General features: G+C 72.6%; 21 protein-coding genes. 13 read left to right on the top strand and 8 right to left on the bottom strand.

Annotation, left to right across the window (positions count from 1 at the left end):
• Nucleotides 1-44 precede the first annotated feature (44 nt).
• Both ABZX11_RS24460 and ABZX11_RS24465 read left to right on the top strand, forming a co-directional pair.
• On the top strand, nt 45-980 hold the full coding sequence (locus ABZX11_RS24460) for an SDR family NAD(P)-dependent oxidoreductase (RefSeq protein WP_354916670.1): 936 nt from the start codon (nt 45-47) through the stop codon (nt 978-980).
• A complete protein-coding gene (locus ABZX11_RS24465; protein ID WP_354916673.1) occupies nt 977-3,151 on the top strand; it encodes a glycosyltransferase family 2 protein in 2,175 nt (724 codons plus the stop codon). The genes ABZX11_RS24460 and ABZX11_RS24465 overlap by 4 nt, the downstream gene beginning before the upstream one ends.
• Here the strand turns inward: ABZX11_RS24465 and ABZX11_RS24470 are convergent.
• Nucleotides 3,081-3,578 carry a GtrA family protein gene (locus tag ABZX11_RS24470; protein ID WP_354916676.1) on the bottom strand — a complete coding sequence of 166 codons (498 nt, stop codon included), beginning with the start codon at nt 3,576-3,578 and terminating at the stop codon, nt 3,081-3,083. The two genes, ABZX11_RS24465 and ABZX11_RS24470, sit on opposite strands and share 71 nt — an antisense overlap.
• A gap of 139 nt (nt 3,579-3,717) precedes the next feature.
• Here ABZX11_RS24470 and ABZX11_RS24475 point away from each other — a divergent pair, with 139 nt between their 5' ends.
• The gene (locus tag ABZX11_RS24475) at nt 3,718-4,872 is read left to right on the top strand and encodes an NAD-dependent epimerase/dehydratase family protein (RefSeq protein ID WP_354916679.1); all 1,155 of its coding nucleotides are present in this window, start codon (nt 3,718-3,720) and stop codon (nt 4,870-4,872) included.
• A 38-nt stretch (nt 4,873-4,910) separates the two neighbouring features.
• Here ABZX11_RS24475 and ABZX11_RS24480 read toward each other — a convergent pair whose 3' ends face one another.
• Nucleotides 4,911-5,270 (bottom strand): nuclear transport factor 2 family protein, encoded by a 360-nt coding sequence (locus tag ABZX11_RS24480; RefSeq protein WP_354916682.1) that lies wholly within the window; start codon nt 5,268-5,270, stop codon nt 4,911-4,913.
• A gap of 191 nt (nt 5,271-5,461) precedes the next feature.
• Here ABZX11_RS24480 and ABZX11_RS24485 point away from each other — a divergent pair, with 191 nt between their 5' ends.
• Nucleotides 5,462-6,256: a helix-turn-helix transcriptional regulator gene (locus ABZX11_RS24485; RefSeq protein ID WP_176177608.1), complete on the top strand. Its 795-nt coding sequence runs from the start codon at nt 5,462-5,464 to the stop codon at nt 6,254-6,256.
• A 40-nt stretch (nt 6,257-6,296) separates the two neighbouring features.
• Nucleotides 6,297-7,076, top strand: coding sequence for an aldo/keto reductase (locus tag ABZX11_RS24490; RefSeq protein WP_354916685.1), 780 nt, complete (start codon nt 6,297-6,299; stop codon nt 7,074-7,076).
• On the opposite strand, the gene ABZX11_RS24495 is transcribed toward ABZX11_RS24490, so the two are convergent.
• The 5 genes from ABZX11_RS24495 to ABZX11_RS24515 form a co-directional block, all read right to left on the bottom strand.
• Nucleotides 7,073-9,055, bottom strand: coding sequence for a hypothetical protein (locus tag ABZX11_RS24495; protein ID WP_354916688.1), 1,983 nt, complete (start codon nt 9,053-9,055; stop codon nt 7,073-7,075). The two genes, ABZX11_RS24490 and ABZX11_RS24495, sit on opposite strands and share 4 nt — an antisense overlap.
• A gap of 116 nt (nt 9,056-9,171) precedes the next feature.
• Nucleotides 9,172-10,047 (bottom strand): 3-methyladenine DNA glycosylase, encoded by an 876-nt coding sequence (locus ABZX11_RS24500; protein WP_354916691.1) that lies wholly within the window; start codon nt 10,045-10,047, stop codon nt 9,172-9,174.
• Nucleotides 10,044-11,087 carry a hemolysin family protein gene (locus ABZX11_RS24505; protein WP_176169423.1) on the bottom strand — a complete coding sequence of 348 codons (1,044 nt, stop codon included), beginning with the start codon at nt 11,085-11,087 and terminating at the stop codon, nt 10,044-10,046. The genes ABZX11_RS24500 and ABZX11_RS24505 overlap by 4 nt, the downstream gene beginning before the upstream one ends.
• The gene (locus tag ABZX11_RS24510) at nt 11,084-12,421 is read right to left on the bottom strand and encodes a hemolysin family protein (RefSeq protein WP_176169424.1); all 1,338 of its coding nucleotides are present in this window, start codon (nt 12,419-12,421) and stop codon (nt 11,084-11,086) included. Before ABZX11_RS24510 ends, ABZX11_RS24505 begins: the two co-directional genes overlap by 4 nt.
• A gap of 199 nt (nt 12,422-12,620) precedes the next feature.
• Nucleotides 12,621-13,202: a TetR/AcrR family transcriptional regulator gene (locus ABZX11_RS24515; RefSeq protein WP_176169425.1), complete on the bottom strand. Its 582-nt coding sequence runs from the start codon at nt 13,200-13,202 to the stop codon at nt 12,621-12,623.
• A 183-nt stretch (nt 13,203-13,385) separates the two neighbouring features.
• On the opposite strand from ABZX11_RS24515, the gene ABZX11_RS24520 reads away from it, so the two are divergent.
• The 5 genes from ABZX11_RS24520 (at nt 13,386) to pip (ending at nt 17,586) form a co-directional block, all read left to right on the top strand.
• A complete protein-coding gene (locus ABZX11_RS24520) occupies nt 13,386-13,781 on the top strand; it encodes a hypothetical protein (RefSeq protein ID WP_354916696.1) in 396 nt (131 codons plus the stop codon).
• A gap of 47 nt (nt 13,782-13,828) precedes the next feature.
• Nucleotides 13,829-14,431, top strand: coding sequence for a DUF3558 domain-containing protein (locus ABZX11_RS24525; protein ID WP_354916699.1), 603 nt, complete (start codon nt 13,829-13,831; stop codon nt 14,429-14,431).
• Between the two features lie 63 nt (nt 14,432-14,494).
• On the top strand, nt 14,495-15,805 hold the full coding sequence (locus ABZX11_RS24530; protein ID WP_354916702.1) for a hypothetical protein: 1,311 nt from the start codon (nt 14,495-14,497) through the stop codon (nt 15,803-15,805).
• Between the two features lie 25 nt (nt 15,806-15,830).
• Nucleotides 15,831-16,559, top strand: a complete 729-nt coding sequence (locus ABZX11_RS24535) for an ESX secretion-associated protein EspG (protein ID WP_354916705.1) — start codon at nt 15,831-15,833, stop codon at nt 16,557-16,559.
• 79 nt (nt 16,560-16,638) lie between these two features.
• Nucleotides 16,639-17,586, top strand: coding sequence for a prolyl aminopeptidase (pip, locus tag ABZX11_RS24540; protein ID WP_354916708.1), 948 nt, complete (start codon nt 16,639-16,641; stop codon nt 17,584-17,586).
• On the opposite strand, the gene ABZX11_RS24545 is transcribed toward pip, so the two are convergent.
• The gene (locus tag ABZX11_RS24545; protein ID WP_354916711.1) at nt 17,576-18,769 is read right to left on the bottom strand and encodes a Glu/Leu/Phe/Val dehydrogenase dimerization domain-containing protein; all 1,194 of its coding nucleotides are present in this window, start codon (nt 18,767-18,769) and stop codon (nt 17,576-17,578) included. The two genes, pip and ABZX11_RS24545, sit on opposite strands and share 11 nt — an antisense overlap.
• Before the next feature lie 120 nt (nt 18,770-18,889).
• On the opposite strand from ABZX11_RS24545, the gene ABZX11_RS24550 reads away from it, so the two are divergent.
• The 3 genes from ABZX11_RS24550 (at nt 18,890) to egtB (ending at nt 22,542) form a co-directional block, all read left to right on the top strand.
• On the top strand, nt 18,890-19,816 hold the full coding sequence (locus ABZX11_RS24550) for a LysR family transcriptional regulator (RefSeq protein WP_176169432.1): 927 nt from the start codon (nt 18,890-18,892) through the stop codon (nt 19,814-19,816).
• A gap of 129 nt (nt 19,817-19,945) precedes the next feature.
• Nucleotides 19,946-21,208 (top strand): glutamate-cysteine ligase family protein, encoded by a 1,263-nt coding sequence (locus tag ABZX11_RS24555; protein ID WP_354916807.1) that lies wholly within the window; start codon nt 19,946-19,948, stop codon nt 21,206-21,208.
• Nucleotides 21,205-22,542, top strand: a complete 1,338-nt coding sequence (gene egtB / locus ABZX11_RS24560) for an ergothioneine biosynthesis protein EgtB (RefSeq protein ID WP_354916714.1) — start codon at nt 21,205-21,207, stop codon at nt 22,540-22,542. The genes ABZX11_RS24555 and egtB overlap by 4 nt, the downstream gene beginning before the upstream one ends.

Genomic DNA, 22,542 nt, shown 5'->3' on the forward strand with positions numbered 1-22,542 from the left:
AGTCGTCGCGCGGGCGCACAGGAACGGCAGGTAGGTTGGCGCGCATGGTGAGTGGGCACGGTCCTGAGCGGACGTCCGTGGTCGTGACCGGCGGCAGCGGCTTCATCGGCCGGGCCGTCGTGCACGCCCTCCGCGACCGGGGCGTCCCGGTCACCGTCGTGGACCGGGTCGCGTTCCCCGAAGACCTCGACGGCGTGCGGGTGGTGACCGGCGACCTGCGTGACGCGGCCGTCCGGGAGCAGGCCGTGGACCGGACGACCGCGGGCATCGTGCACCTCGCCGCGCTGACGTCGGTGCTGAAGTCGGTCGAGCTGCCCGAAGACACCTTCGCCGACAACGTCGTGGTCACCCAGGAACTCCTGGAGCTCGCGCGCCGCCACGAAGTGCCGAAGTTCCTGCTGTCCTCGACCAACGCGGTGATCGGCAACGTCGGCTCCGCGACCATCACCCCGGACCTGCCGCTGCGCCCGCTGACCCCGTACGGCGCCACCAAGGCGGCGTGCGAAATGCTGCTGTCGGGCTACGCCGGCGCGTACGGCATGACGACGTGTGCGTTGCGGTTCACCAACGTCTACGGTCCGGGAATGTCCCACAAGGACAGTTTCGTGCCGCGCATGATGCGCGCCGCCCTGACCGGCACGGGGGTCCGGGTCTACGGTGACGGCCGCCAGCGCCGCGACCTCGTGCACGTCGACGACGTCGTGCGCGCGGTGGTGTCGGCCCTCGACACCGGCTACTCCGGCCGCGCGATCGTCGGCGCCGGGCGGTCGGTGTCGGTGCTGGAGCTGGTCGAGGCCGTGCGCGAGGTGACCGGCGCGGAGCTGCCGGTCGAGCACGTCGAAGCCCCGGCCGGGGAAATGCCCGCGGTCGTCGTCGACGTCTCGGCGAGCGCCGAGACCATCGGCTACCGGCCGGAGGTTTCGCTGACCGACGGCCTCGCGACGGCGTGGAAGTACTTCTCCGGCCTCGCCACGTCGTGAGTGCCTTTCTCCGGCGCCACTGGCCGCTGCTCCTGCTCCTCGTCCCGGCGATCACCCTCCGGGTGCTGACCTGGCTGGCCTACCGCCCGGCGCTGCTGTACATCGATTCCTTCCGCTACCTCGACAACCTGCACGCCCTGCGCGCCGACCAGCTCAACCCGATCGGCTACGACCTGGTGCTGCGGCCGCTGCTGGCCGTCGGCGGGCTCGCCTGGGTCGCGGCGGTCCAGCACGCCGGCGGCATCCTCGTCGCGGTCGGCGTCTACGGGCTGGTGCTGCGCCTCGGCGGCCGTCCGTGGGCCGGTGCGCTGGCCGCGACGCCGGTGCTGCTGGACGCCTACCAGCTGCAGATCGAGCAGAACATCATGTCCGAGGTGACGTTCGAGGCCGTGCTCCTCGGGCTCCTCTGGCTGCTGCTCGGGTGGGGCACGCCCGGCTGGAAGCGCGCCGGGGCCGCCGGCCTGCTGCTCGGCTTCGGCGTGCTGACCCGGCTGATCGGCGTTTCGTGGGCGTTGCCGCTGCTGGTCTTCCTGCTCGTCGCCGGGGGCGCGTGGCGGCACTGGGCCGGCTGGCGGCGGGCCGGCGTCGGCCTCCTGGGCCTGCTCGCCGTGCTCGTGCCGTATGCCGCGCGGGTGCACGCGGAGACCGGCAAGTGGGGGCTGACCGGGCCGTCGGGGAACATGCTCTACGGCCGCACCGCCGCCGTCGCCGACTGCCCGAACCTGCACCTCGCGCCGGAGCTGCAGGTGTTCTGCCCGGCCGAACCCCGCGAAACCCGGCTCGTCGACAACTACACCCACGCCGACCTCGACCCGAACTGGCCGGGCCCGCTGCCGCCGGGCGCGGACAAGGCCGCGCTGGCGCACGAGTTCGCGGTCGAGGTCCTGAAGGAGCAGCCCGGCGACGTCGCCGAAGCGGTCCTGGACGACTTCGCCAAGAGCTTCGCCTGGACGCGCGAGCAGGACCCCACCGACGTCCCGCTGGACCGCTGGCAGTTCCAGCTCACCTACCCGCAGTGGGCCGACCAGTCCCTGATCGACCTGGTCACCCTGCAGAACGACGGCGTCGTCGCGAGCGTCGACCGGCCGCTGGCCGGGTTCCTCCGCGACTACCAGCTCGGCGGCGGGTACGTCCCGGGCGCGGTGCTCGGCCTCGGCGCCGTCCTCGGCCTGCTGACCGTCTTCCGCCGCAGGAAACCCCTGGACAAGGCCCAGGCGGGGGCGCTGCTCGCCGCGTCGAGCGGGCTCGTGCTGCTGTTCGCCTCGGCGGCGTTCGAGTTCTCCTGGCGCTACCAGCTCCCGGCGCTCGTGCTGCTGCCGGTCGCCGGGGCGCTCGGCTTCACGACGCTGACCTCGGCGAGCCGGAAGCGCCTCGCCGCCTACCCCGACGACGTCGACTCGGCCGCCCTCGACGACTTCCGCGGCCGGCACCCGGAGCTGGAACTGGCGCCGCTGACCGTCGTCATCGCCGCCTACAACGAAGCCGGCGGCATCGGCGAAGTCCTCGAGAAGATGCCGGACGAGTGCCTCGGCATGCCGGTCGACGTCCTGGTGGTCGTCGACGGCGGGACCGACGACACGGCCGCGATCGCCGAAGCGCACGGCGCGTACGTGTGCGTCGCGCCCCGCAACCGCGGCCAGGGTGCGGCGCTGCGGCTGGGGTACCACCTCGCGGCCGAGGCCGGCGCCGAGTACGTCGTGACGACCGACGCCGACGGCCAGTACGACAACAGCGAGCTGGAGGCGCTGGTCCGCCCGGTGGTCGAGGGCACCGCGGACTTCGTCACCGGGTCCCGGCGGCTCGGGCACGAGGAGGCCGACAGCCGCGTCCGGTGGCTCGGCGTGCGGGTGTTCGCGGCGCTGGCGTCGGTGCTGACCGGGCGGCGGATCACCGACACGTCGTTCGGCTTCCGCGCGATGCGGGCCGACCTGGCGTGTGCGGTCCCGCTGCACGAGCCGCAGTACCAGTCTTCGGAGCTGCTGCTCGGCGTCACCGCCCGCGGCGCCCGCGTCACCGAGCTGCCGATGAGCATGCGGCTGCGCAAGGCGGGCAAGAGCAAGAAGGGCGGCAGCCTGATCTACGGCGCCAACTACGCCCGGGTCATGACCGGGTCGTGGTGGCGGGGGTACGTGCTGCGCCGCGGCCGAACACGAGCCGGTCGAGCAGGGTGAACTTGACGACGAACACCAGCGCGTAGCTCGCGACGTACGCGCCGTCGACCAGCACGACCCACCAGAAGTGCGGCAGGTCCAGCGGCGCCAGCAGGGCGCCCGCGAGCGTGGTCAGGCCGATCGAGGCCAGCCCGCCGAGCCCGATCACGGCGAGGTAGGGGAGCAGTTCGCGGCGGACGCGCGGGCGCCCGGTGCGGCCCCACACCCAGCGCCGGGTGACCACGAAGTTCAGCACCGCGCCCGCCGCCCAGGCCAGCGTGCCGGCCAGGGCCGCGGCGCCGCCGGTGGCGAGGACGGCGAGCAGCACGACCTGGCTGAGGACCGTGGCCGCGACCGACGTCGTCGCGGCGCGCACCAGCCGGGCCCAGCCGCGGCGGCGGGTCTTCTCCGCCGTGCGGGGCCGCACCGCGTTGGTTACGGTCGTCATGTCCCCATCCTCCCCGGGGGCCGGCCGCGCCGCCGTCCGACCCCCGCATGCACAGAAGATTCACAGGTCATTGCCAGGTCTTCATCAGCACGTGATCTATAGCGTTCGTGTGGCGTAAACGAGCAGGAAAGGCGGCACAATGCGGGTGCTGGTTCTCGGCGGTGACGGATATCTGGGCTGGCCGACCGCGCTGCACTTATCGGACAAAGGCCACGAGGTGGCCGTCCTCGACAATTTCGCGCGTCGCGGCTACGACGCCGAACTCGGCGTGGAGAGCCTGGTCCCGATCGAATCCCTCGCCGACCGGATCGCGACCTGGCGGGAGGTCTCCGGCCGGGCGATCACCAGCTACGAGGGCGACCTCCTCGACGCGGAGTTCCTGTTCGCGGCGGTGCGCGAGTTCGCGCCGGACGCCATCGTGCACTACGCGGAGCAGCGGTCGGCGCCGTATTCCATGATCGACCGCGAACACGCGGTGTACACGCAGCACAACAACGTGATCGGGAACCTGAACCTGCTGTACGCGATCGCGGAGATCAATCCGGCGATCCACCTGGTCAAACTCGGCACGATGGGCGAATACGGCACGCCGAACGTCGACATCGAAGAAGGCTGGCTCGAACTCGAGCACAACGGCCGCTCCGACCGCGTGCTGTTCCCCAAACGGCCGGGTTCGTTCTACCACCTGACCAAGGTGCACGATTCGCACAACATCGAATTCACCTGCCGCGCGTGGGGCCTGCGCGCGACGGACCTGAACCAGGGCATCGTGTACGGCCAGCAGACCCCGCAGACGGCGCTGGACCCGCGCCTGGCGACCCGCTTCGACTACGACGCGGTGTTCGGCACGGTGCTCAACCGGTTCGTCATCCAGGCCGTGCTGGGCCAGCCGCTGACGGTGTACGGCAAGGGCGCGCAGACCCGCGGCCTGATCGACATCCGCGACACGGTCGAGTGCATCCGCCTGGCCGTCGAGCACCCGGCCGAGCCGGGCGAGTTCCGGGTGTTCAACCAGATGACGGAGAGCATGTCCGTGGCCGCCATCGCCGAGCTGGTGGCCGACCGGTTCCCGGGCCCGGTGCAGATCGAGCAGCTGGAGAACCCGCGCACCGAGGCTCCGGAGCACTACTACAACGTCCGGCACACCGGCCTGGTCGGGCTGGGCCTGGAGCCGCACCTGCTGTCGGACACGCTGATCGAGTCGATGTTCGACATCGTGGGTGCCAACAAGCACCGCGTGAACCCGGACAAGCTGCGGCCGACGGTCCGCTGGCGGGGTGCGCTGAAGAGCTGACCGCGGCGGGGGCTCCCGGTGGGGAGCCCCCGTCCGGTTCAGCCGGGCAGCTTGTCGAGGAAGCCGTGCACCTTGGCGATCCGGCCGTCTTCGAGCTCGACGACGTCGAACCCGATGGCGACCGGCTCGGCACCGGGCGTGCCGAGGTACCACTGGAACCGGGCGAGATCGTGGTGCGCGTCCGGGTCGGCGGGCAGGCTGAAGGTGAGCCCGCCGAACTGCGCCTGCGCCCCGGCGACGAACTGGTCGATCCCGTCGTGCCCGGTGACCGCGCCGAGCGGGTCGGTGTAGCCGGCGTCGGCGGTGAAGACGTCGGCGATGAGGGCCCGGCGCTTGTCGCCGTCGGTCTCGTTCCAGACGGCGATGTACTGCTCGACGATCGTGCGGACGTCGCTCATGGGGCTTCCTTTCGTTGGGGGACAACCGGTTCTGCCGTCCCGCTGCTGGAACCCACTCTGGCGGCGTGGCGGCGGCCCGTCGATTACGCGAGAGGTAATGCCGGGGCGGCCGCCGCGGCGGCCGCGCGGCATTACCCCCGAAGTAATGGCGGCGGCTCCGTGATCGCCGTAGCGTCGCCCGCGTGACGACCATGGTGCAGGCGCGGCAACGGCCCGTCGGGGAGCTGCTGCGCGAATGGCGGGACCGGCGCCGGATCAGCCAGCTCGATCTGGCCATCTCGGCGGACATCTCCACCCGCCACCTGAGCTTCGTGGAGACCGGGCGCTCCAAGCCGAGCCGGGACATGGTGCTGCGGCTCGGCGAGCACCTCGACGTCCCGCTGCGGGAACGCAACCGGCTGCTGCTCGCCGCCGGGTACGCGCCCGCCTACACCGAGACCGCGCTGAAGGACCCCGGGATGGACGCCGTCCGCCAGGCCGTCCGGCAGCTGCTCGCCGGCCACGAGCCCTACCCGGCCGCCGTCGTCGACCGGAACTGGGACCTCGTCGACGCCAACGCCGCCGTCGGGCTCTTCGTCGCCGGGATCCCGGCCGAGCTGACCACCAACGTGCTGCGCGCGACCCTGCACCCGGACGGGATGGCGCCGCACGTCCTCAACCTGGGGGAGTGGCGCGCCCACCTGCTCGGCCGGCTGCGGCGCCAGGTGACCCAGACCGCCGACAGCGGTCTCGCCGAGCTCCTCGACGAGCTGCGCGGGTACCCCTGCGACCAGCCCGTGCCCGAGGTGGAGGTCCCCGGACCGGGTGACATCTTCGTGCCGCTGAAGTTCCGCCACGAGGGCACCGACCTCACGTTCTTCAGCACCGTGGCCACGTTCGGCACCCCCCTCGACGTCACCGTGGCGGAGCTGGTGATCGAGTCGTTCTTCCCGGCCGACCCGGCGACGGCGGCGTATCTGCGCGAGCGGGCCGCCCGGGTGGGATGATGGGGGTCCGCGCAGCATCCGAAGTGAGGATCACCGGTTGATGGCCGTCCCGCCTTCGCTCGCCCTGTCCGTCGGAGTCCGCATCCCCCAGCTGCTGTTCGGCGTCGCCGGCCTGTCCGCGGCGGAGACCGGCCGGGCCCTCCGCATCGCCCTCGACACCGGTTACCGCGGCATCGACACCGCGCCGGGCAGCGAGGCGGCGGTCGGCGCCGTGCTCGCCGCGGCCGAGGTGCCCCGCGAAGACCTCTTCGTCACCGTGCACGTCCCCGCGCAGGGCTACGACACCGCCCGCCGCGCCGCCGACCAGGCCCTGGAAGCGTTGCAGCTGGAGCGGGCCGACCTGTGCCTGCTGGACGGCACCAAGGGCGCGTTCACCGACACCTGGCGCGCGCTGAGCCGGCTGCGCACCGACGGGCGCGCCCGCGCCATCGGCGTCGCCGGCTTCGGCGTCTCCGAGCTGCGCCGGCTGATCGACGCGACCGGCGCCGTGCCGTCGGTGAACCAGGTCGAGCTGCACCCGTGGCTGCAGCAGGTCCCGCTGCGGGAGTTCCACGAGGAGCGCGGCATCGTGACGGCCGCCGCCAGCCCGGCCGCGAACGCCGCGCTGCTGTCCGACGAGACGGTCACCGCGCTCGCCGCCAAGTACGGCAAGACCCCGGCCCAGATCGTGCTCCGGTGGCACCTGCAGAACGGCACGGTCGCGGTGGCGGCCTCGGCCACCACGACCCGCATCCGGGAGCACTTCGGGATCTTCGACTTCGAGCTGGCCGACGACGACCTCGCCGTGGTGGCCGAGCTCGACAACGGCACGCGCGTCTAGGTGGCCTTGATGCCCGCCGCGGCGAAGTCGGCCTGCTGCGCGGGCTGCTCCAGGTACTCGCGGAAGGTCTGGGCGGCGCGCAGCGCGGTGTCGTCGACGCCCGGGCCGGCGAGCCCGATGAACGGGTAGTCCGCCGAGCGCGCGTTCGCCACCGACTGGGCGGGCGAGCCGATCATTTCCGGCTTCTTGGTGGTGAGCTCGCTGACCCAGTACGACGATTCGGGCAGCCACGCCGCCGGCAGCCCGCCGATGGTGTCCAGCTTGGCCCGGCCGACCAGCGCGTCGAGCACCTGCGCCGACGGCTTGGCTTCGATCACGATGTGCACGCACTGCCCGTGGACGACGGTGGCGGCCTGGTTCCACCGCTGGGCCGCGGCGGCGACCGGCTTCTGCACGCTCGGCGTGACGACGACCCGCATGTTCGCGGTGCCACCGTCGCAACTGCTGGCCTGCGCCTCGGCCCGGCTGTTCAGTTCGTTGTCGGCCCAGTTCCAGCCGACGACACCGAGCCCGATGAGCACGGCGAGGACGGCGCAGGCGATCGGCCAGGTGGCGATCCGGCGGCGCGGAGCCTTCTTCCCGACGATGCGGTGCGACCCGGTGACGTCCCCCTTGCCGACGGCCGTCTTGCCGACGATGCGGTGCGAGCCGGTGCCTTCGCTGCGGGCGGTCCGGTTCGGTCCGGTGCTGTCGTCGCGGCCGGCGCGGTGCGGGCCGGTGGAGTCGGTGCGTTCGCTGCGGATGGCGGCTCGGGAGCCGGTGTCCTCGGCGGGGGTGGTCTCGTCGCGGGTGGTGACCTCCTCCTGCCGGGTGATGACCTCGGTCCGCTCGGCGGCGGATTCGGCGGGCGCCTTGCCGTTCTTGCGGCGCGAGCGGGGTGCGCCGGGATCGGCGGCTTCGGCGCGGCGGCCCGCACGGGTGGGCCGGCCGGGAGCTTCGACGCGGTCGGGGACGGGGGCGCCCTTGCGGCGCGAGCGGGCGGTGGGGTCGGCGGTGGCGAAGGCGCCGGTCGCCGAGTCCCCGCGGCCCGCCGCCGGGTGGGCACCGGAGGGTTCGCCCGCGGCCGCAGGGTGCGCGCCGGTGGCTTCACCCCGGCGGGGGGAGCGGGGAGCGGTGGCGTCGCTGGGGGCGGCGGGGTGGGCGCCGGAGGATTCACCTCGGCGGGAGGTGGTGTCGGCGACGGGGTGTGCGCCGGTGGCTTCGCCGCGGCGGGAGGTTTTGTCGGCGGCGGGGTGCGCGCCGGTGGCTTCGCCGCGGCGGGAGGCGCGGGTGGCCGTGGCGTCGCCCGCGGCGACCGGGTAGGAGCCGGAGGTCTCACCTCGGCGGCCGGCTTCGCCGGCGACGGTGGGATATGAGCCGGAGGCCTCACCGCGGCGGGAAGAGCGGCCGGTCTCGGCATCGCCGGCGACCGGGTAGGAGCCGGAGGCCTCACCGCGGCGAGAAGCACGAGTGGCCGTGGCGTCACCCGCCACCGGGTACGAGCCGGAGGTCTCACCGCGGCGGGTGGCAGCACCGGCGGCGGGGTGGGCGCCGGTGGCTTCACCTCGGCGCGACCGCGTAGCCGTGGCCTCGCTCGCGGCGACCGGGTACGAACCGGAAGCCTCCCCACGCCGGGAGGCGCGAGGACCAGCGGCCGGGTAGGCGGCGGGCCCCGGCGCGATCGTCGTGGTGATCTCGCTGCTCGTCACCGGGTGCGCGCCGGAAGCGTCGCCGCGGCGAGGACCGCGGGTCTTCTCGCCCCGGCGCGGGGCCGGGCCGTCGGCCGCGGGCGGGAAGCCGGGCGCCTGCGCCCCTTCGGTGAAGAACACCGAGCCGGCGGACTCACCCGGGACCCGGGCGATGCCGAACGCGTCGGAGATGGAGCTGCGGCCCGGGGTGCGGAAGGCGCCGGAAGTCTCGCTGCGCCCCTCGGCGGGAACGCGCGGCGTGCGGTCCTGAGGGTGCGGCACCGGCTCCTCGTCCCGGTAGTGTCGCCCCATCCGTCATCCTTTCGGGGTGAGCGCATGTCAAGCACGCGCTGCTATGCAACCAAACCGTTATCACCCTAACAGGTGAGTATCGGAGAGAGAATAATCTGACTCACAGTGGGCCGTGCTCAGGGTGCTGCGCTGACCAGGCGATGGCAATGCGCAATCAGGCGATGACGCAGCGGCGCCGCCCGGCGGGCGAACTCCCCTTGGGCCCTGGCGTACTCGGCCCGGCCCGCCGCCGTCTCGATCCGGACCGGCGGGTAGCCGAGGGAAGCCAGGTCGTACGGGCTCGCCCGCATGTCCAGCGTCCGGATCTCGACCGCCAGCTCGAAGCAGTCCGCCACCAGCTCCGCGGGCACGAACGGGTCGAGCTTGTACGCCCATTTGAACAGGTCCATGTTCGCGTGCAGGCACCCCGGCTGCTCGAGGGAGACCTGCGTCTCCCTCGACGGCGCCAGCTCGTTCAGCGGCCGCGCCGGCTCGGTGAAGAACCGGAACGCGTCGAAGTGCCCGCAGCGGATGTCCAGGGACTCCACGACCGCGTCCGTCCCCGCCGAGCCCAGGCGCAGCGGCACCTGGTTGTGCCGCACCGAATCCGCAGGCTCGCGGTACACCATCGCCCACTCGTGCAGCCCGAAGCAGCTCAGCCGGGGTGAGCGGGACGCCGTCGCGGTCAGCAGGCCGAGGACGAACTCGGCCGTCCGCACCTTGTTCCCGCCGAAGCCCGCCGGATCGAGCAGCACGCCGTCGGGCGTTTCGACGTACCCCTTGCGGTCCAGGAAGCGCCGGGCGGCGGGCCCGGCGAGCGCGACGCCGGGCCCGGGCTGCCACCGCTCGAGGTGCGAAGGCCGGTACGAGTAGTAGGTGAACAGGAAGTCCAGCACCGGGTGCTTCTCGCCACGGGACCGGCGTTCCTGGTGCGGGCCGGTCCACCGGCGCATCCGCGCGACGTGCGCCGCCTCCCGCGCCAGCCAGTCCGGCTCGGCGAGCACCTCGGTCATGCGCCCACGTGGGTGCCGTCGCGCACCGTGCCCACGTACTCCTCGACGAGGTCCTCGAGCGCGACGACGCCGACGGCGTTGCCGTTCGCGTCCAGCGCCCGCGCGAGGTGGCTGCGTTCCTTGCGCATGGCCGACAGCGCGACGTCGAGCCGGGCGTCGGCCCGCAGCTCGGTGAGCGCGCGCGTCTTCGACGACGGCACGGTCGTGCCCGGGTCCTGCCCGGCCAGGTCGAGGATGTCCTTGACGTGGATGTAGCCGGTCAGCCGCCCGTCGTCGGTGCACACCGGGAACCGCGAGAACCCGGTGGACGAGACGGCCCGCTCGACCTCGCCGACGGTCGGCCCGCAGGGGAGCGTGGTCAGTTCGGCGGTGGGCACCAGCACGTCGGCGACGGTCTTCTGCACCGACGAGAGCGTCTGGGCGAGCCGCTGGTGCTCGGACTGGTCCAGCAGGCCCTCGCGGCGCGACTCGCTGAGCAGCTCGGCCAGCTCGTCGGAGGTGTAGGCCGTCTCCAGCTCGTCCTTCGGCTCGATGCGGACCGCGCGCAGCAGCGAGTTGGCCACGAAGTTCAGCAGCCAGATGAACGGGTTGGCCAGCTTCACCCAGGCCACGTGCACCGGCACCAGCCACAGCGCCAGCCGCTCCGGCTCGGCGATGGCGAGGTTCTTCGGCACCATCTCGCCGATCAGCACGTGCGCCACGGTGATGAACGCCAGCGCGATGGCGAAGGAGATCGGGTGCAGCAGCGCCTCGGGCAGGCCCACCGCGTCGAACGCCGCCGACAGCCGGTGGGCGATGGCGGGCTCGCCGAGGCGGCCGAGCAGCAGCGAGCAGATGGTGATGCCCAGCTGCGCGCCGGCGAGCATCAGCGAGACGTGCTTGCTCGCGTTGATGACGATCTGCGCGCGGGTCTTGCCCTGCTCCAGCAGCGCCTCCAGCCTGTCCCGCCGCGAGGAGATCAACGTGAACTCCGCGCCGACGAAGAAGGCGTTGGCCAGCAGCAGGACCACGACGAGGGCGATGTTCAGCCAGTCGGTCACGAGGCCACCTCGGCTTCCGGAGCGGTGCGGACCGGGGCGACCTCGACCTCGGCGATCCGGCGCTTGTCCATCACGGTCACGGTGAGCAGCCAGCCGTCGACCTCGGTGGCGTCACCCTCGGCGGGGATCTTGCCGAGCCGTTCGAGGATCAGCCCGGCGATGGTTTCGTAGTCGCCGTCGGGCATCCGGAAGCCGGTGACGTCGGTGATCTCGTCGGCGCGCAGCTGCCCGGACACCAGCCAGCTGTCCGCGCCGACCTGCTGCGACGCCGGGGCCTCGCGCTCGTCGTGCTCGTCGCGGACGTCGCCGATGATCTCCTCGACGACGTCCTCCAGGGTGACCAGCCCGGCCGTGCCGCCGTACTCGTCGACGACGATGGCCAGCTGGAAGCGGGAGTCGCGCAGGCGCAGCAGCAGGTCGTCGCCGGGCAGGGACTCGGGCACGGTCGGGACCGGCCGCATGACCGACCCGATCGGCACGGCCGCCCGGTCGGCGGCGGGCACGGCGAAGGCCTGCTTGACGTGCACGGCGCCGCGGACGTCGTCGAGGTCCTCGGCGTGCACCGGGAACCGCGAGAAGCCGGTGCGGCGGGAGATCTCGATCAGGTCCTGGACGGTGTCGTCGATCGCGAGGGACTCCAGCTGCACGCGGGGGGTCATCAGTTCTTCGGCGGTGCGCTCGCCGAACCGCAGCGAACGGTCGAGCAGCTCGGCCGTGGACGTGTCGAGCGTGCCGCTTTCGGCGCTGGACCGCACGATCGAGCCCAGTTCCTGCGGTGAGCGCGCGGACCGCAGCTCCTCCTGCGGCTCGACGCCGAACTTGCGCACGAGGAAGTTCGCGCTGTTGTTCATCAGTGTGATGAGCCAGCGGAAGAGCGCGGAGAACCGCGAGTGGTAGCCGGCGACCGCGCGCGCGGTCGGCAGCGGCCGGGCGATCGCCAGGTTCTTCGGGACCATCTCGCCGAGGATCATCGACAGCGAGGTGGCGATGACCAGGGCGAGCACGATCGACGCGCCCCCGGCGAACCCGGCGGGCAGCCCGACCGCGGTCAGCAGCGGCCGGACGAGCTCGCCGATCAGCGGCTCGGCCAGGTACCCGGTGATCAGCGTGGTGAGGGTGATCGCGACCTGGGCGCCGGAGAGCTGGAACGACAGCGTCCGGTGCGCCTTCTGGACGGTCAGCGCGCGGCGGTCGCCGACCTGGCGGACGTTGGCCTCGACGGTGCTGCGTTCGAGCGCGGTCAGCGAGAACTCGGCCGCGACGGCGAGCCCGGTGCCGATCGTCAGCAGCACGAAGAGGAGGACGCCGCCCACGGCGAGGAGGACTTGGGTCATTCCGCACCCGCCTCGGTGGCGGGGGACGAACCTATCGGACAGCCGGGTCGGTCACCCGGCCCGGTACTGTCACCGGGTGACTGCGCTGCGCGCACGAAACGGTCACTCCTAGCAAGAAATCGGCGTGTACTGCGGATATGGGGACCAGCTTAACGTGTCTTTTGCGTCCGCCGCTGGCATCCCGGGTGTGTCGGAGCGCTCATCCGCCGCCGGGCCGGTGCCGTCGCACGGTTTCTTCGACGAGATCGAGCACCGGCCCCAGCCCCGAGGCGGGCAGGCCCATGGCCAGGTGCGAGACGAGGCCCTCGAGGACGAGCTCGAGGAAGGCGGTGAGCACGTCGACGTCGACGTCGTCGCGCAGGTTCCCGGCTTCCCGCTGGCGCAGCAGCCGCAGCCGGGTGGCGGTGGTGAGCTGTTCGGAGCGCTCGGCCCACCGCCCGCGGAACTCGGGATCGGTGCGCAGCCGCCGCGAGACCTCCAGCCGCGTCCCGAGCCAGTCGGCGGGGTGGTCACCCCCCGCGAGCAGGTCACGCATGACCTGGACGAGGCCCTGTTCGGCGACGACGTCGGCCATCCGGAGCGCATCGTCCTCGGCGAGGGCGAGGAAGAGCGACTCCTTGTCGCGGAAGTGGTGGAAGATGGCCCCGCGCGAGAGCCCGGTGGCTTCCTCGAGGCGCCGGACTGTGGCACCTTCGTAGCCGTAGCGCGCGAAGCAGACGCGCGAGCCGTCGAGGATCTGGCGCCGGCGTGCGTCGAGGTGATCCTGGCTTACGCGTGGCATCCTGAAATCCTGGCATCGCGGACCGGGATCTCGCAATCCGTACGTACGTACTGTGACCGGGAGTGCCGGGAACCACGCGGGTGACCCCACCGTCTGAAGGTTGCGGCGTTTCGCTGACACGGAGTGAGACGGTTGGCTAAGGTTTGCCCCATCACGGTGGGTGAGCTGAGGGGAAGGTGCGGCGTGATCATCGGTGAGGCCGGAGCGGCGGCGAGGGCCCTCTGGGGAGACGTCTTCGACACCCCGGGCCGTGTTTACGGCGGCGGTGGCAAGGGTGGCCAGTTCAAGATGGACCCCGCCGAGCTGTCCGCGGTGATCGGCCAGTGGGAAGACCTGCTGGACAAGATCGTCGACGACAACCAGAAGATCCAGGACATCGTGGCCCTGAGCGCGGAAGCGCCCGGCAAGGACCCGGCGAGCGGCGGCTACGCGACGACGAGTTCGGACTCGGCCCTTGCTCTGCTGAAGCAGAACGACTCGATGCGCAAGTACGCGCAGGAGTACGTCAAGAAGCTCAAGGAAGCCCAGTCCAAGACTGTGGTGACCGACCAGGACCTGTCCGACACCTTCAAGGCATAGGCGAACCGATCTTGTTCCGACGCAAACTGGGTACCTTCGCGGCCCTTGTGGTCTTTTCGGTGGGTGCGCTGGCCGGCTGCACCACGACGAAAGACGGCACCGCGTCACCCTCGGCGACCGCCTCGACGCCGTCCGGCTCTTCGTCGGGGGATCCGGAAGTTCCGAAGGTCTCAGCTCCGCTCGACGCGAGCAAGTACGCCACCGATCCTTGTGGGCTGGTTCCCGCCGACGTGCTCACCCCGTTGCGTCTCCCCGTGCCGGGTGAAACCCGGCCGGCGGGCAACGATTCCAGGACCAAGGCCGGGCCGTCCTGCTCCTGGAAGATCAAGGGCGAAGGGATCGGCGTGCTGCTGACCCTCGGTACCGCCAACCGCGACCGCGGTGCGGGTGGGCTGGCCGGCCTGTACGCCGGGTACAAGCAACGGACGTTCATCAGGTTCCTCGAGCCGGCTCCGGACGTCGACGGCTACCCGGCGATCTACTACGGCCTCTCGGACGAACGGTCGACGGGTACGTGCGGCCTCGGCGTGGGCATCGCCGACGACCTCGCGGCCGACGTGTACGCGCAGGGCTACCAAGGCGCGGACGACTCCTGCGGCACTGCCGCCCGGATTGCCGCGGCGATGATCAAGACACTCAAGGGGGCTTGACGAGTGGACGGCAAGCAGATCTACGACAACTTCAGACAAGGCGACACCACTGCCCTCCAGCAGATGGCACAGACCGTCCAGGAGCTGTCCGACGCCTACCTGGAGCGCGGCGCGAGCATCAAAGCGCTCCAGGCGCGCATGGTGAACTCGTGGAGCGGGGACGCCGCGGACGCCGCGAACGCGGGCGCCGGGCCGATGGAGCGGGCCTTCTTCGACAGTTCGCAGCCGCTGGACGCGACCCGGGCTTCGGTGAACACCCAGGCTGCCGTCTTCGAGAATTCGAGCAACACCGTCGTCGAGGTGCCGCCGAAGCCCGACAAACCGAACCCGTGGACCACCGGCCTGAAGGCAGCCATCCCGATCGCCGGGCCGTTCATGGCGAAGGATGACATCGACAACTACCAAGAAGGCATGGCGCGGTACAACGCCGCCAACGAGACCAACGTCCGCGTCATGGACCAGTACAGCAACAGCACCACCAGCAACCGGGCGGTGCTCCCGACCGACTACGGCGTCCTCGAGTCCGACGGTGCGGCCATCTCCGTCCAGACGCCGAACTCGCCCGGGCACGTCGAGCCGACCAACAGCGGCAAGTCGCTGCCCGGGCACCCCGGCAGCGACTCCGGGGGCGACGACCGCACCTCGACCACCGGCTTCGACCCCGGGCAGACCGGCGGCGGTGACAAGCCCGGCGGCACAGGCGGCACCGGAGGCACCGGCGGGACCGGCGGCACGGGAGGCACCGGCGGCACCGGAGGAACGGGCGGCACCGGAGGAACGGGCGGCACCGGCGGCACCGGCGGCGACGACACCCACACCACCGGCTCCGGCCGCCCGACCGTCCCCACCATCCCGACCCGGCCCGGCCAGACCGACCAGCCCGGCAAGACCCCTCCGAACACCGGGGGCATCGACTTCTACCCCACGAACACCGGCGGCGGCCCGAACTACGGCCCGAACTACCCCAACCCGAACGACCCGAACTCCAGCACCGGCGGGCGCGGCCCCAACAGCAACGCCGGCAGCCGCCTCCTGGACCCGACCGGCCGAGGCGGCACCGGCACAGGTACCGGAACCGGCACAGGGACCGGCACCGGATCCGGCACCGGCAGCAACCCGGGCGAACGTGGCCTCGGCTCCGGCCGCGGCTCCGGCATGGGCAGCCTCGGCAACGCCGCCGCCGCGGAGGCCGCGGCGGCGAGGTCGGCTGCTTCCGGCCGGGGTGGGCAGATGGGGCCCATGGGCCCCGGTGGCCGCCGCGGCGAGGGGGACGAGGATGAGGAGCACCAGCGGCCGGACTTCCTGATCGAAGCGGACCCGGACGCGATCTTCGGCACCGACCAGCGGACCAGTCCGCCGGTCATCGGCGAATAGGCGGGTGGACGTGGGTACAGGCCGGGTGGACCTTCCGGTCGAGGCGCTGGCCGCGCTGGCCGACCGCGAGCAGGTCGGCCAGCTCCACCTCACCCTGCGCCCGGAGCCGCTGTGGCTCTCGGACGTCGAGCGCGAGGAGGCCGGCAAGCGGGTCGACGCCGCGCTCGCCGAGGCCGGCCTGGTCGACGCCCGCGGGCGGGCCAGCGTCGACTTCCTCGACTGGCTTCCGCTGCTGGTCAGCCCCACGCGGGAGTGCTACGGCTGGGTCGGCACCGGCGGCCAGACCTACGGGGTGCTCGCCGCCGCGAAGGGGCTGCAGGCGGTCCTGGCCGTTTCCGACGGCACGCACGTCGGTGTGCAGGAGATCGACCGGAACCGGCTGGCCGAGTCGCTCGTCGAGCAGCTGCCGCCGGTCGGGCCCGGCGGGGGACACCCGCGGACCGTCCGGGTGGCGGACCTGACCGAGGCGGCCCGCCGCGGGCAGGCCGCCTACCCGCTCGCCCCGGCCATCGCCGACGTCGTCAGCCTCGTGCAGCGCCCGGTCTCCGGCAGCGGGGAGCTCTACGTCGGCCGTCGGGACGACGTCGGCCGGCACACCTGCCTGCAGCAGCCGCTGCACTACGCCGACACGGACTGGGGCCGCTACCTCAGCTACACCACCGGCGCCGGCGACGACGCCGTCATCCACATCGGCCCGGCCGGCCCGCAGGAGCTGGCCGGCACGCTCGCCGAGCTGGCCGGCACCCTGGTCTGACCCGGAAAACCGGTGCGTCGGGCGGTCCGCCGCGCTAATGTGACAGCGCTGTTGCATTTCTCGCCGAAAGGACGCGCCGATGCTGTACCCCGAGATCGAACCGTACGACCACGGCCTGCTCGACGTCGGCGACGGCCACGCGATGTACTGGGAGACCTGCGGGAACCCCGACGGCAAGCCGGCGCTCGTCGTGCACGGCGGCCCCGGCTCCGGCTGCTCGGCGAGCGTCCGCCGGTTCTTCGACCCCGCGCGCTACCGGATCGTGCTGGCCGACCAGCGCGGCTGCGGCCGCAGCACCCCGCACGCCGGTGCCCCGGTCGCCGACCTGTCCGCCAACACCACCGACCACCTGGTGGCCGACTTCGAACGCCTCCGCACCCACCTCGGCATCGAAAAGTGGCTGCTGTTCGGCGGTTCCTGGGGCTCGGTGCTCAGCCTGGCCTACGCGCTGCGCCACACCGAGCGCGTCAGCGAAATCGTGCTGATGGGCTTGGCGACCGACCGGTACCTCGAGATCGAGCTGCTCATCCGCGGCCTCGGCGCCTACTTCCCGGAGGGCTTCGCCCGGTTCCGCGAAGGCGTCCCGGAAAGCGAGCGCGACGGCGACCTGTCCGCGGCCTACCACCGCCTCCTGATGGACCCGGACCCCGCAGTGCACCACAAGGCGGCCGAAGGGTGGTGCGCCTGGGAAGACGCGATGCTCCCCGGTGTCCCGCCGCACGACGACTTCGAGGACCCGGCCTACCGGCTCTGCTTCGCCCGGCTCGTCACGCACTACTTCAGCAACCGCGCGTTCCTCCCGGACGGCGAGATCCTGCGCGAGGCAGGCAAGCTCGCGGGCATCCCCGCGGTGCTGGCGCAGGGCGTGCTCGACACGAGCAACCTGGTCGGCACGCCCTGGCTGCTGCACCACGCGTGGCCGGGCAGCGAGCTGGTCATGCTGGACGACGTCGGGCACACGGTGTCGGCCGCGTCGATGCAGGACGTCCTGATCGGCGCGACCGACCGCTTCGCGCTCAGGGGATGAGCAGCCCCGGCTCGCCTTCCGGGGCGAGCGCGGCTTCGGCGCGCCGGGCGCGGTTGGTCTCGGCCAGCCGGAGCCCGGTGAGGCGCAGGGGGAGCCGGTCCATGTTCCACTCGGCCAGCAGCAGGGCGATCTTCGCCTGCATTTCGGTGCGCAGCCGCAGGAACGAGTCGGCCGGGTCCGCGCCGACCTCGCCCAGCAGCAGCCACCACGCCCAGGCCGCCGCGCCCGCGTTGGCGACGAAGTCCGGCACCACCGCGATCCCGCGGGCCGACAGCGCGGCCTCCGCTTCCGGGGTGGTCGCGGCGTTGGCCGCTTCGACGACCACCTTGGCCTTGACCGCGCTCTCGTTGTCCGGCCGCAGCGCGTAGGAGATCGCGGCCGGCACGAAGATGTCCGCGTCGATCCCGACGATCGTCTCCCGCGGCAGCGACCGCACGCCGGCGGGCAGCCGGGACCGGTCGACCTCCCCGAACCGGTCGCGCAGCTCCAGCAGCGCCGGGACGTCGAGGCCTGCCGGGTCGTACAGGGTGCCCGCGGCGTCGGCCACCGCGACCACCTTGACCCCGGCTTCGTGCAGGTACCAGGCCGCGCCGCCGCCCATGGTGCCGATGCCCTGGATGGCCACCGTCGTCTCGCGCACGTCCCAGTCCCACGCCGCCGCGACGCCCAGGCACGCCTGCGCCACGCCGTAGCCGCCGACGACGTCGCCGAGTAGCAGCCCGCCGGGCACCGGCGCGTTGAGGCCCGCCTGCACCCGGCGCAGGGTGCGCGCCGGGTCGGCCGAACGGCGGATCGCCGCGTGGTACGACTGCTCCAGCCCGAGCTCGGCGAACACGGAGTCGATCAGGTGCTGCGGCACGCCGAGGTCCTCCGCGGTCACCCAGTGCGCGTCCAGCCACGGCCGCAGGAACGCGCAGAAGCGCTTGAGCACGTCGAACGCGCGCGGGTCCTTGGGGTCGAAGTCGATCCCGCCCTTGGCCCCGCCGACCGGCAGGTTGAAGGTGGCGGTCTTGTTGGCCATGCCCCGCGCGAGGTCTTCGACCTCGGACATCGTGCAGCCGGCCCGCATTCGGGTGCCGCCGGTGGCGACCCCCGAGACCAGGCTGTGCACGACCAGGTAGCCGGGCGCGCCGGTGACGGGATCGGTCCACGTGAGCCGCATCAGTGGCGGGGCGGGGGTCATCAGGCCACTCACCTCCAGGGAAGTCCGGGGGCGGCCTCGTGACCGCCACCACGAGCGTGCGCCCCCGGTGGCCCGCCCGTCCATTTAACGCTGCTGCACGATCTCGTTTAAGTTTTGTGTATGGAGCTTTCGTTGCACCGCTTGCGGATGCTGCGCGAGCTGCACCGCCGGGGCACCGTCACGGCGGCGGCCGCGGCACTGCACTACACCGCTTCGGCGGTGTCGCAGCAGCTTGCGCAGCTCGAACGGGACGTGGGTGCGAAGCTGTTCGAACGGCTCGGCCGGCGTGTCCAGCTGACCGAGCTCGGCACCCTGCTCACCGAGCACGCCGAAGAGATCCTCGGCTCGGTCGAGCGCGCCACGCTCGCCCTCGAGGAGGCCCAGGAGGACCGCACGGTCCGGCTGACCGCCGGGGTCTGGGCGTCGGTGGCCTCCGGGTTGCTGCCGACGGCGCTGACCGCGCTGGCCGGCGAGCACCCGGGCATCGAGGTGCGCACCCGCGAGCTGGCACCCGAAGACACCGCCGAAGCGGTCCGGGACGGCCGCCTCGACCTTTCGTTCGTCATCGACTACTCCGACGCGCCGACGCCGTGGGACGCCGGGCTGGAACGCGCGGTCGTGGCCGTCGAACGGCTGCACGCCGCGGTGCCGCGGGGTGCGGTGCCCTCGGGTGCGGCGTCGCTGGACGAGCTGGCCGAGCACCCGTGGATCCTGGCCAGCCCCAAGTCGCACTTCGGCCGCGCGATGCGCACCGCCTGCCAGCGCCACGGCTTCGCGCCGAAGATCAACCACGAGGTCGAGGAGCAGTCGACGGCGATGGCGATGGTGGGCGCCGGGCTCGGCATCACCCTCGTGTCCGACCTGGGCCTGCGGCTGCTGCGGCCGCCCGGGATCGACGTCGTCACGCTCACCACGCCGCTGCTGCGGACGGTGTCGATCGCCTACCGGCGCACCGCGTTCCGGCGGCCCGCGCTGCACCTGGTGATCGACGCCGTGCGGGCTTCCGCGGCCGAGCTCGGACTCGGCACCGAACCCGCTTTGCCCTGATCAGGGACTTCTTACAGGGTGGTGAACACCTCCCGCACCGCAAGATCCGCCCTGATTTTGTCGTACCCCGCGTGTAGCGTCCGAAGGCGAGAAGTTCCCCTACCCGGAACAGGAACGGACATGACTGAGGTGTCCACGGTGCACGATTTTCCCGAAAAGTCGGGTAGTGCGTCGAACCGCACCGCGCGGGTCCTGGCGGACCGCGCGGCCGGCGAGGCGTACGTCGCATCGGTGTGTTTCAAGCACGGGCCACCCCGCCTGACCGGCGTGGAGCTGGAGTTCACCGTGCACCATGCCGACGACCCGGCCAGACCCCTCGATCCCGACGTCCTCGCCGCGGCGCTGGGTCCGCACACCCCGCGGACGCTCCGCCCCGGCAGCCCCGCCGCACCCCTCCCGGCCGGCTCGCCCGTGAGCCTCGAACCCGGGTGCCAGGTCGAGATTTCCGCTCTTCCCCAGGCCTCCCTGCGCGAACTCGCCGCAGTCGTCACGGCCGACCTCCACCACCTGCGTGACCGCCTCGCCCGCCACGGCCTCGTCCTCGGCGAATCGGGCATCGACGGCCACCGCGCGCCCCGCCGCCTCCTGCACACCCCGCGGTACGCGGCGATGGAACGCCGGTTCGCGCCGATCGGCCCCGGCGGGCTGACCATGATGTGCAGCACCGCCGGCCTGCAGGTCTGCGTCGACGCGGGGGAGCCGGAGCACTACGCCGCGCGGTGGGCGGCCGCGCACGCGATGGGCCCGCCGCTGCTCGCCCTGTTCGCCAACTCCCGCATCCACGCCGGCCGCGACACCGGGCACGCCTCGGCCCGCTGGCTGGCGGTGCACGACACGGAAGCGGTGCGCACGCGCACGGCCGCCGTGGCGGGCGGCGACCCGGCGCGGGCGTGGGCCGGGCGCCTGATGGACGTCCCCCTGATGGTGCTGCCCCGCGGCGACCGGCCGTGGGACGCCCCCGACGGGCTGACGTTCGCCGACTGGATCGACGGCCGGGGCGCGGCGGCGCTGCTGCCGCGGCCGACGGAGGCGGACCTCGACTACCACCTGACCACGATGTTCACCCCGGTCCGCCCGCAGGGGTACCTGGAGATCCGGTACCTCGACGCGCAACCGCCGGACGAGTGGCTGGCCCCGGTCGCGCTGGTGTGCGCGCTGCTGGCCCGCCCGTCCACAGTGGACAAGGTGCGCGAGCTCTGCGCACCGGTGGCGGACCGGTGGACCACCGCGGCGCACCGCGGCCTGGCCGACCCGGAACTGGCGGCCGCGGCCGCGGCACTGGCCGACCTCGGGTGCGCCGAGCTGGGCGCGACCGGGCTGGCGGCGGAGACGATCACCGAGATCAGCGAGAGCGTGCTGGGGCGCGCGTACCGATCGAGGAGCGAAGCATGAGCACGGAAGCACTGCACGACCTGAGCGCACAGGACCTGCGCGCCCGCGCGGCGGAGGCCTTGACGCGGGCCCGGGCGCGCAGCATCGCGCTGACCGACGCGGTCGACGACGAAGACCTGGTCCGCCAGCATTCGAAGCTGATGTCGCCGCTGGTCTGGGACCTGGCGCACATCGGCGTCCAGGAGGAGCTGTGGCTGGTCCGCGACGTCGGCGGCCGGGAGCCGCTGCGCCCGGACATCGACGACATCTACGACGCCTTCCAGCACGCCCGCGCCGACCGGCCGGAGCTGCCCCTGCTGGGCCCGGCCGAGGCACGCGCGTACGTCAAGCAGGTCCGCGAGAAGGCGTTCGACGTGCTGGAGCACGCGCCCCTGGAGGGGCGGCGGCTGACCGAGCAGGCGTTCGCGTTCGGCATGATCACCCAGCACGAGCAGCAGCACGACGAGACGATGCTGGCCACCCACCAGCTGCGCAAGGGCGACCCGGTGCTGCACGCGCCCGAGCCGCCGCCCGCGCGGTCCGGCGCGCTGCCGTCCGAGGTGCTGGTGCCGGGCGGGGCGTTCACGATGGGCACGTCGGCCGAGCCGTGGGCGCTGGACAACGAGCGCCCGGCGCACGAGATCGCCGTCGACGCGTTCTGGATGGACACGGTCCCGGTGACGGCTGGTGCGTACGCCGAGTTCCTCGACGGCGGCGGCTACGACGACGAGCAGTGGTGGAGCCCGGCGGGCTGGGCCTACCGGACCGAGAACTCCATCACCGCGCCGCGGTTCTGGAAGCGGGAGCAGGACGGCTGGTGGCGGACCCGGTTCGGCGGCTACGAGCGCGTCCCGGCCGACGAGCCGGTCGTGCACGTCTCCTACTACGAAGCCGAGGCGTACGCGGCCTGGGCCGGGCGGCGGCTGCCGACCGAGGCCGAGTGGGAGAAGGCGGCCCGGTTCGACCCGGCGACCGGCCGGTCGCGCCGGTTCCCGTGGGGTGACGACGAACCGACGGCCGAGCACGCCAACCTCGGCCAGCGGCACCTGCGCCCGGCGCCGGCGGGGGCGTACCCGGCCGGCGCGTCGCCGACCGGCGTGCACCAGCTGATCGGGGACGTCTGGGAGTGGACGTCGACCGACTTCCACGGCTACCCGGGCTTCGCGCCCTTCCCGTACCGGGAGTACTCGGAGGTCTTCTTCGGGCCGGAGTACAAGGTGCTGCGCGGCGGGTCGTTCGGCACCGACGCGGCGGCCATCCGGGGCACCTTCCGCAACTGGGACTACCCGATCCGGCGGCAGATCTTCGCCGGCTTCCGCACCGCCCGCGACGCGGCCCCCGGCGAGGTGGGGTAG

The sequence above is a fragment of the Amycolatopsis sp. NPDC004169 genome, from assembly GCF_040610315.1.
Classification (GTDB): Bacteria; Actinomycetota; Actinomycetes; order Mycobacteriales; family Pseudonocardiaceae; genus Amycolatopsis.

Excerpts from the sequence above, each read along its gene's own strand:
- ABZX11_RS24460 (WP_354916670.1), top strand. The coding sequence starts at position 45 with ATGGTGAGTGGGCACGGTCCTGAGCGGACGTCCGTGGTCGTGACCGGC.
- ABZX11_RS24470 (WP_354916676.1), bottom strand. The coding sequence starts at position 3,578 with ATGACGACCGTAACCAACGCGGTGCGGCCCCGCACGGCGGAGAAGACC.
- ABZX11_RS24475 (WP_354916679.1), top strand. The coding sequence starts at position 3,718 with ATGCGGGTGCTGGTTCTCGGCGGTGACGGATATCTGGGCTGGCCGACC.
- ABZX11_RS24480 (WP_354916682.1), bottom strand. The coding sequence starts at position 5,270 with ATGAGCGACGTCCGCACGATCGTCGAGCAGTACATCGCCGTCTGGAAC.
- ABZX11_RS24485 (WP_176177608.1), top strand. The coding sequence starts at position 5,462 with ATGGTGCAGGCGCGGCAACGGCCCGTCGGGGAGCTGCTGCGCGAATGG.
- ABZX11_RS24490 (WP_354916685.1), top strand. The coding sequence starts at position 6,297 with ATGGCCGTCCCGCCTTCGCTCGCCCTGTCCGTCGGAGTCCGCATCCCC.
- ABZX11_RS24495 (WP_354916688.1), bottom strand. The coding sequence starts at position 9,055 with ATGGGGCGACACTACCGGGACGAGGAGCCGGTGCCGCACCCTCAGGAC.
- ABZX11_RS24500 (WP_354916691.1), bottom strand. The coding sequence starts at position 10,047 with ATGACCGAGGTGCTCGCCGAGCCGGACTGGCTGGCGCGGGAGGCGGCG.
- ABZX11_RS24510 (WP_176169424.1), bottom strand. The coding sequence starts at position 12,421 with ATGACCCAAGTCCTCCTCGCCGTGGGCGGCGTCCTCCTCTTCGTGCTG.
- ABZX11_RS24515 (WP_176169425.1), bottom strand. The coding sequence starts at position 13,202 with ATGCCACGCGTAAGCCAGGATCACCTCGACGCACGCCGGCGCCAGATC.
- ABZX11_RS24530 (WP_354916702.1), top strand. The coding sequence starts at position 14,495 with ATGGCACAGACCGTCCAGGAGCTGTCCGACGCCTACCTGGAGCGCGGC.
- pip (WP_354916708.1), top strand. The coding sequence starts at position 16,639 with ATGCTGTACCCCGAGATCGAACCGTACGACCACGGCCTGCTCGACGTC.
- ABZX11_RS24545 (WP_354916711.1), bottom strand. The coding sequence starts at position 18,769 with ATGACCCCCGCCCCGCCACTGATGCGGCTCACGTGGACCGATCCCGTC.
- ABZX11_RS24550 (WP_176169432.1), top strand. The coding sequence starts at position 18,890 with ATGGAGCTTTCGTTGCACCGCTTGCGGATGCTGCGCGAGCTGCACCGC.
- egtB (WP_354916714.1), top strand. The coding sequence starts at position 21,205 with ATGAGCACGGAAGCACTGCACGACCTGAGCGCACAGGACCTGCGCGCC.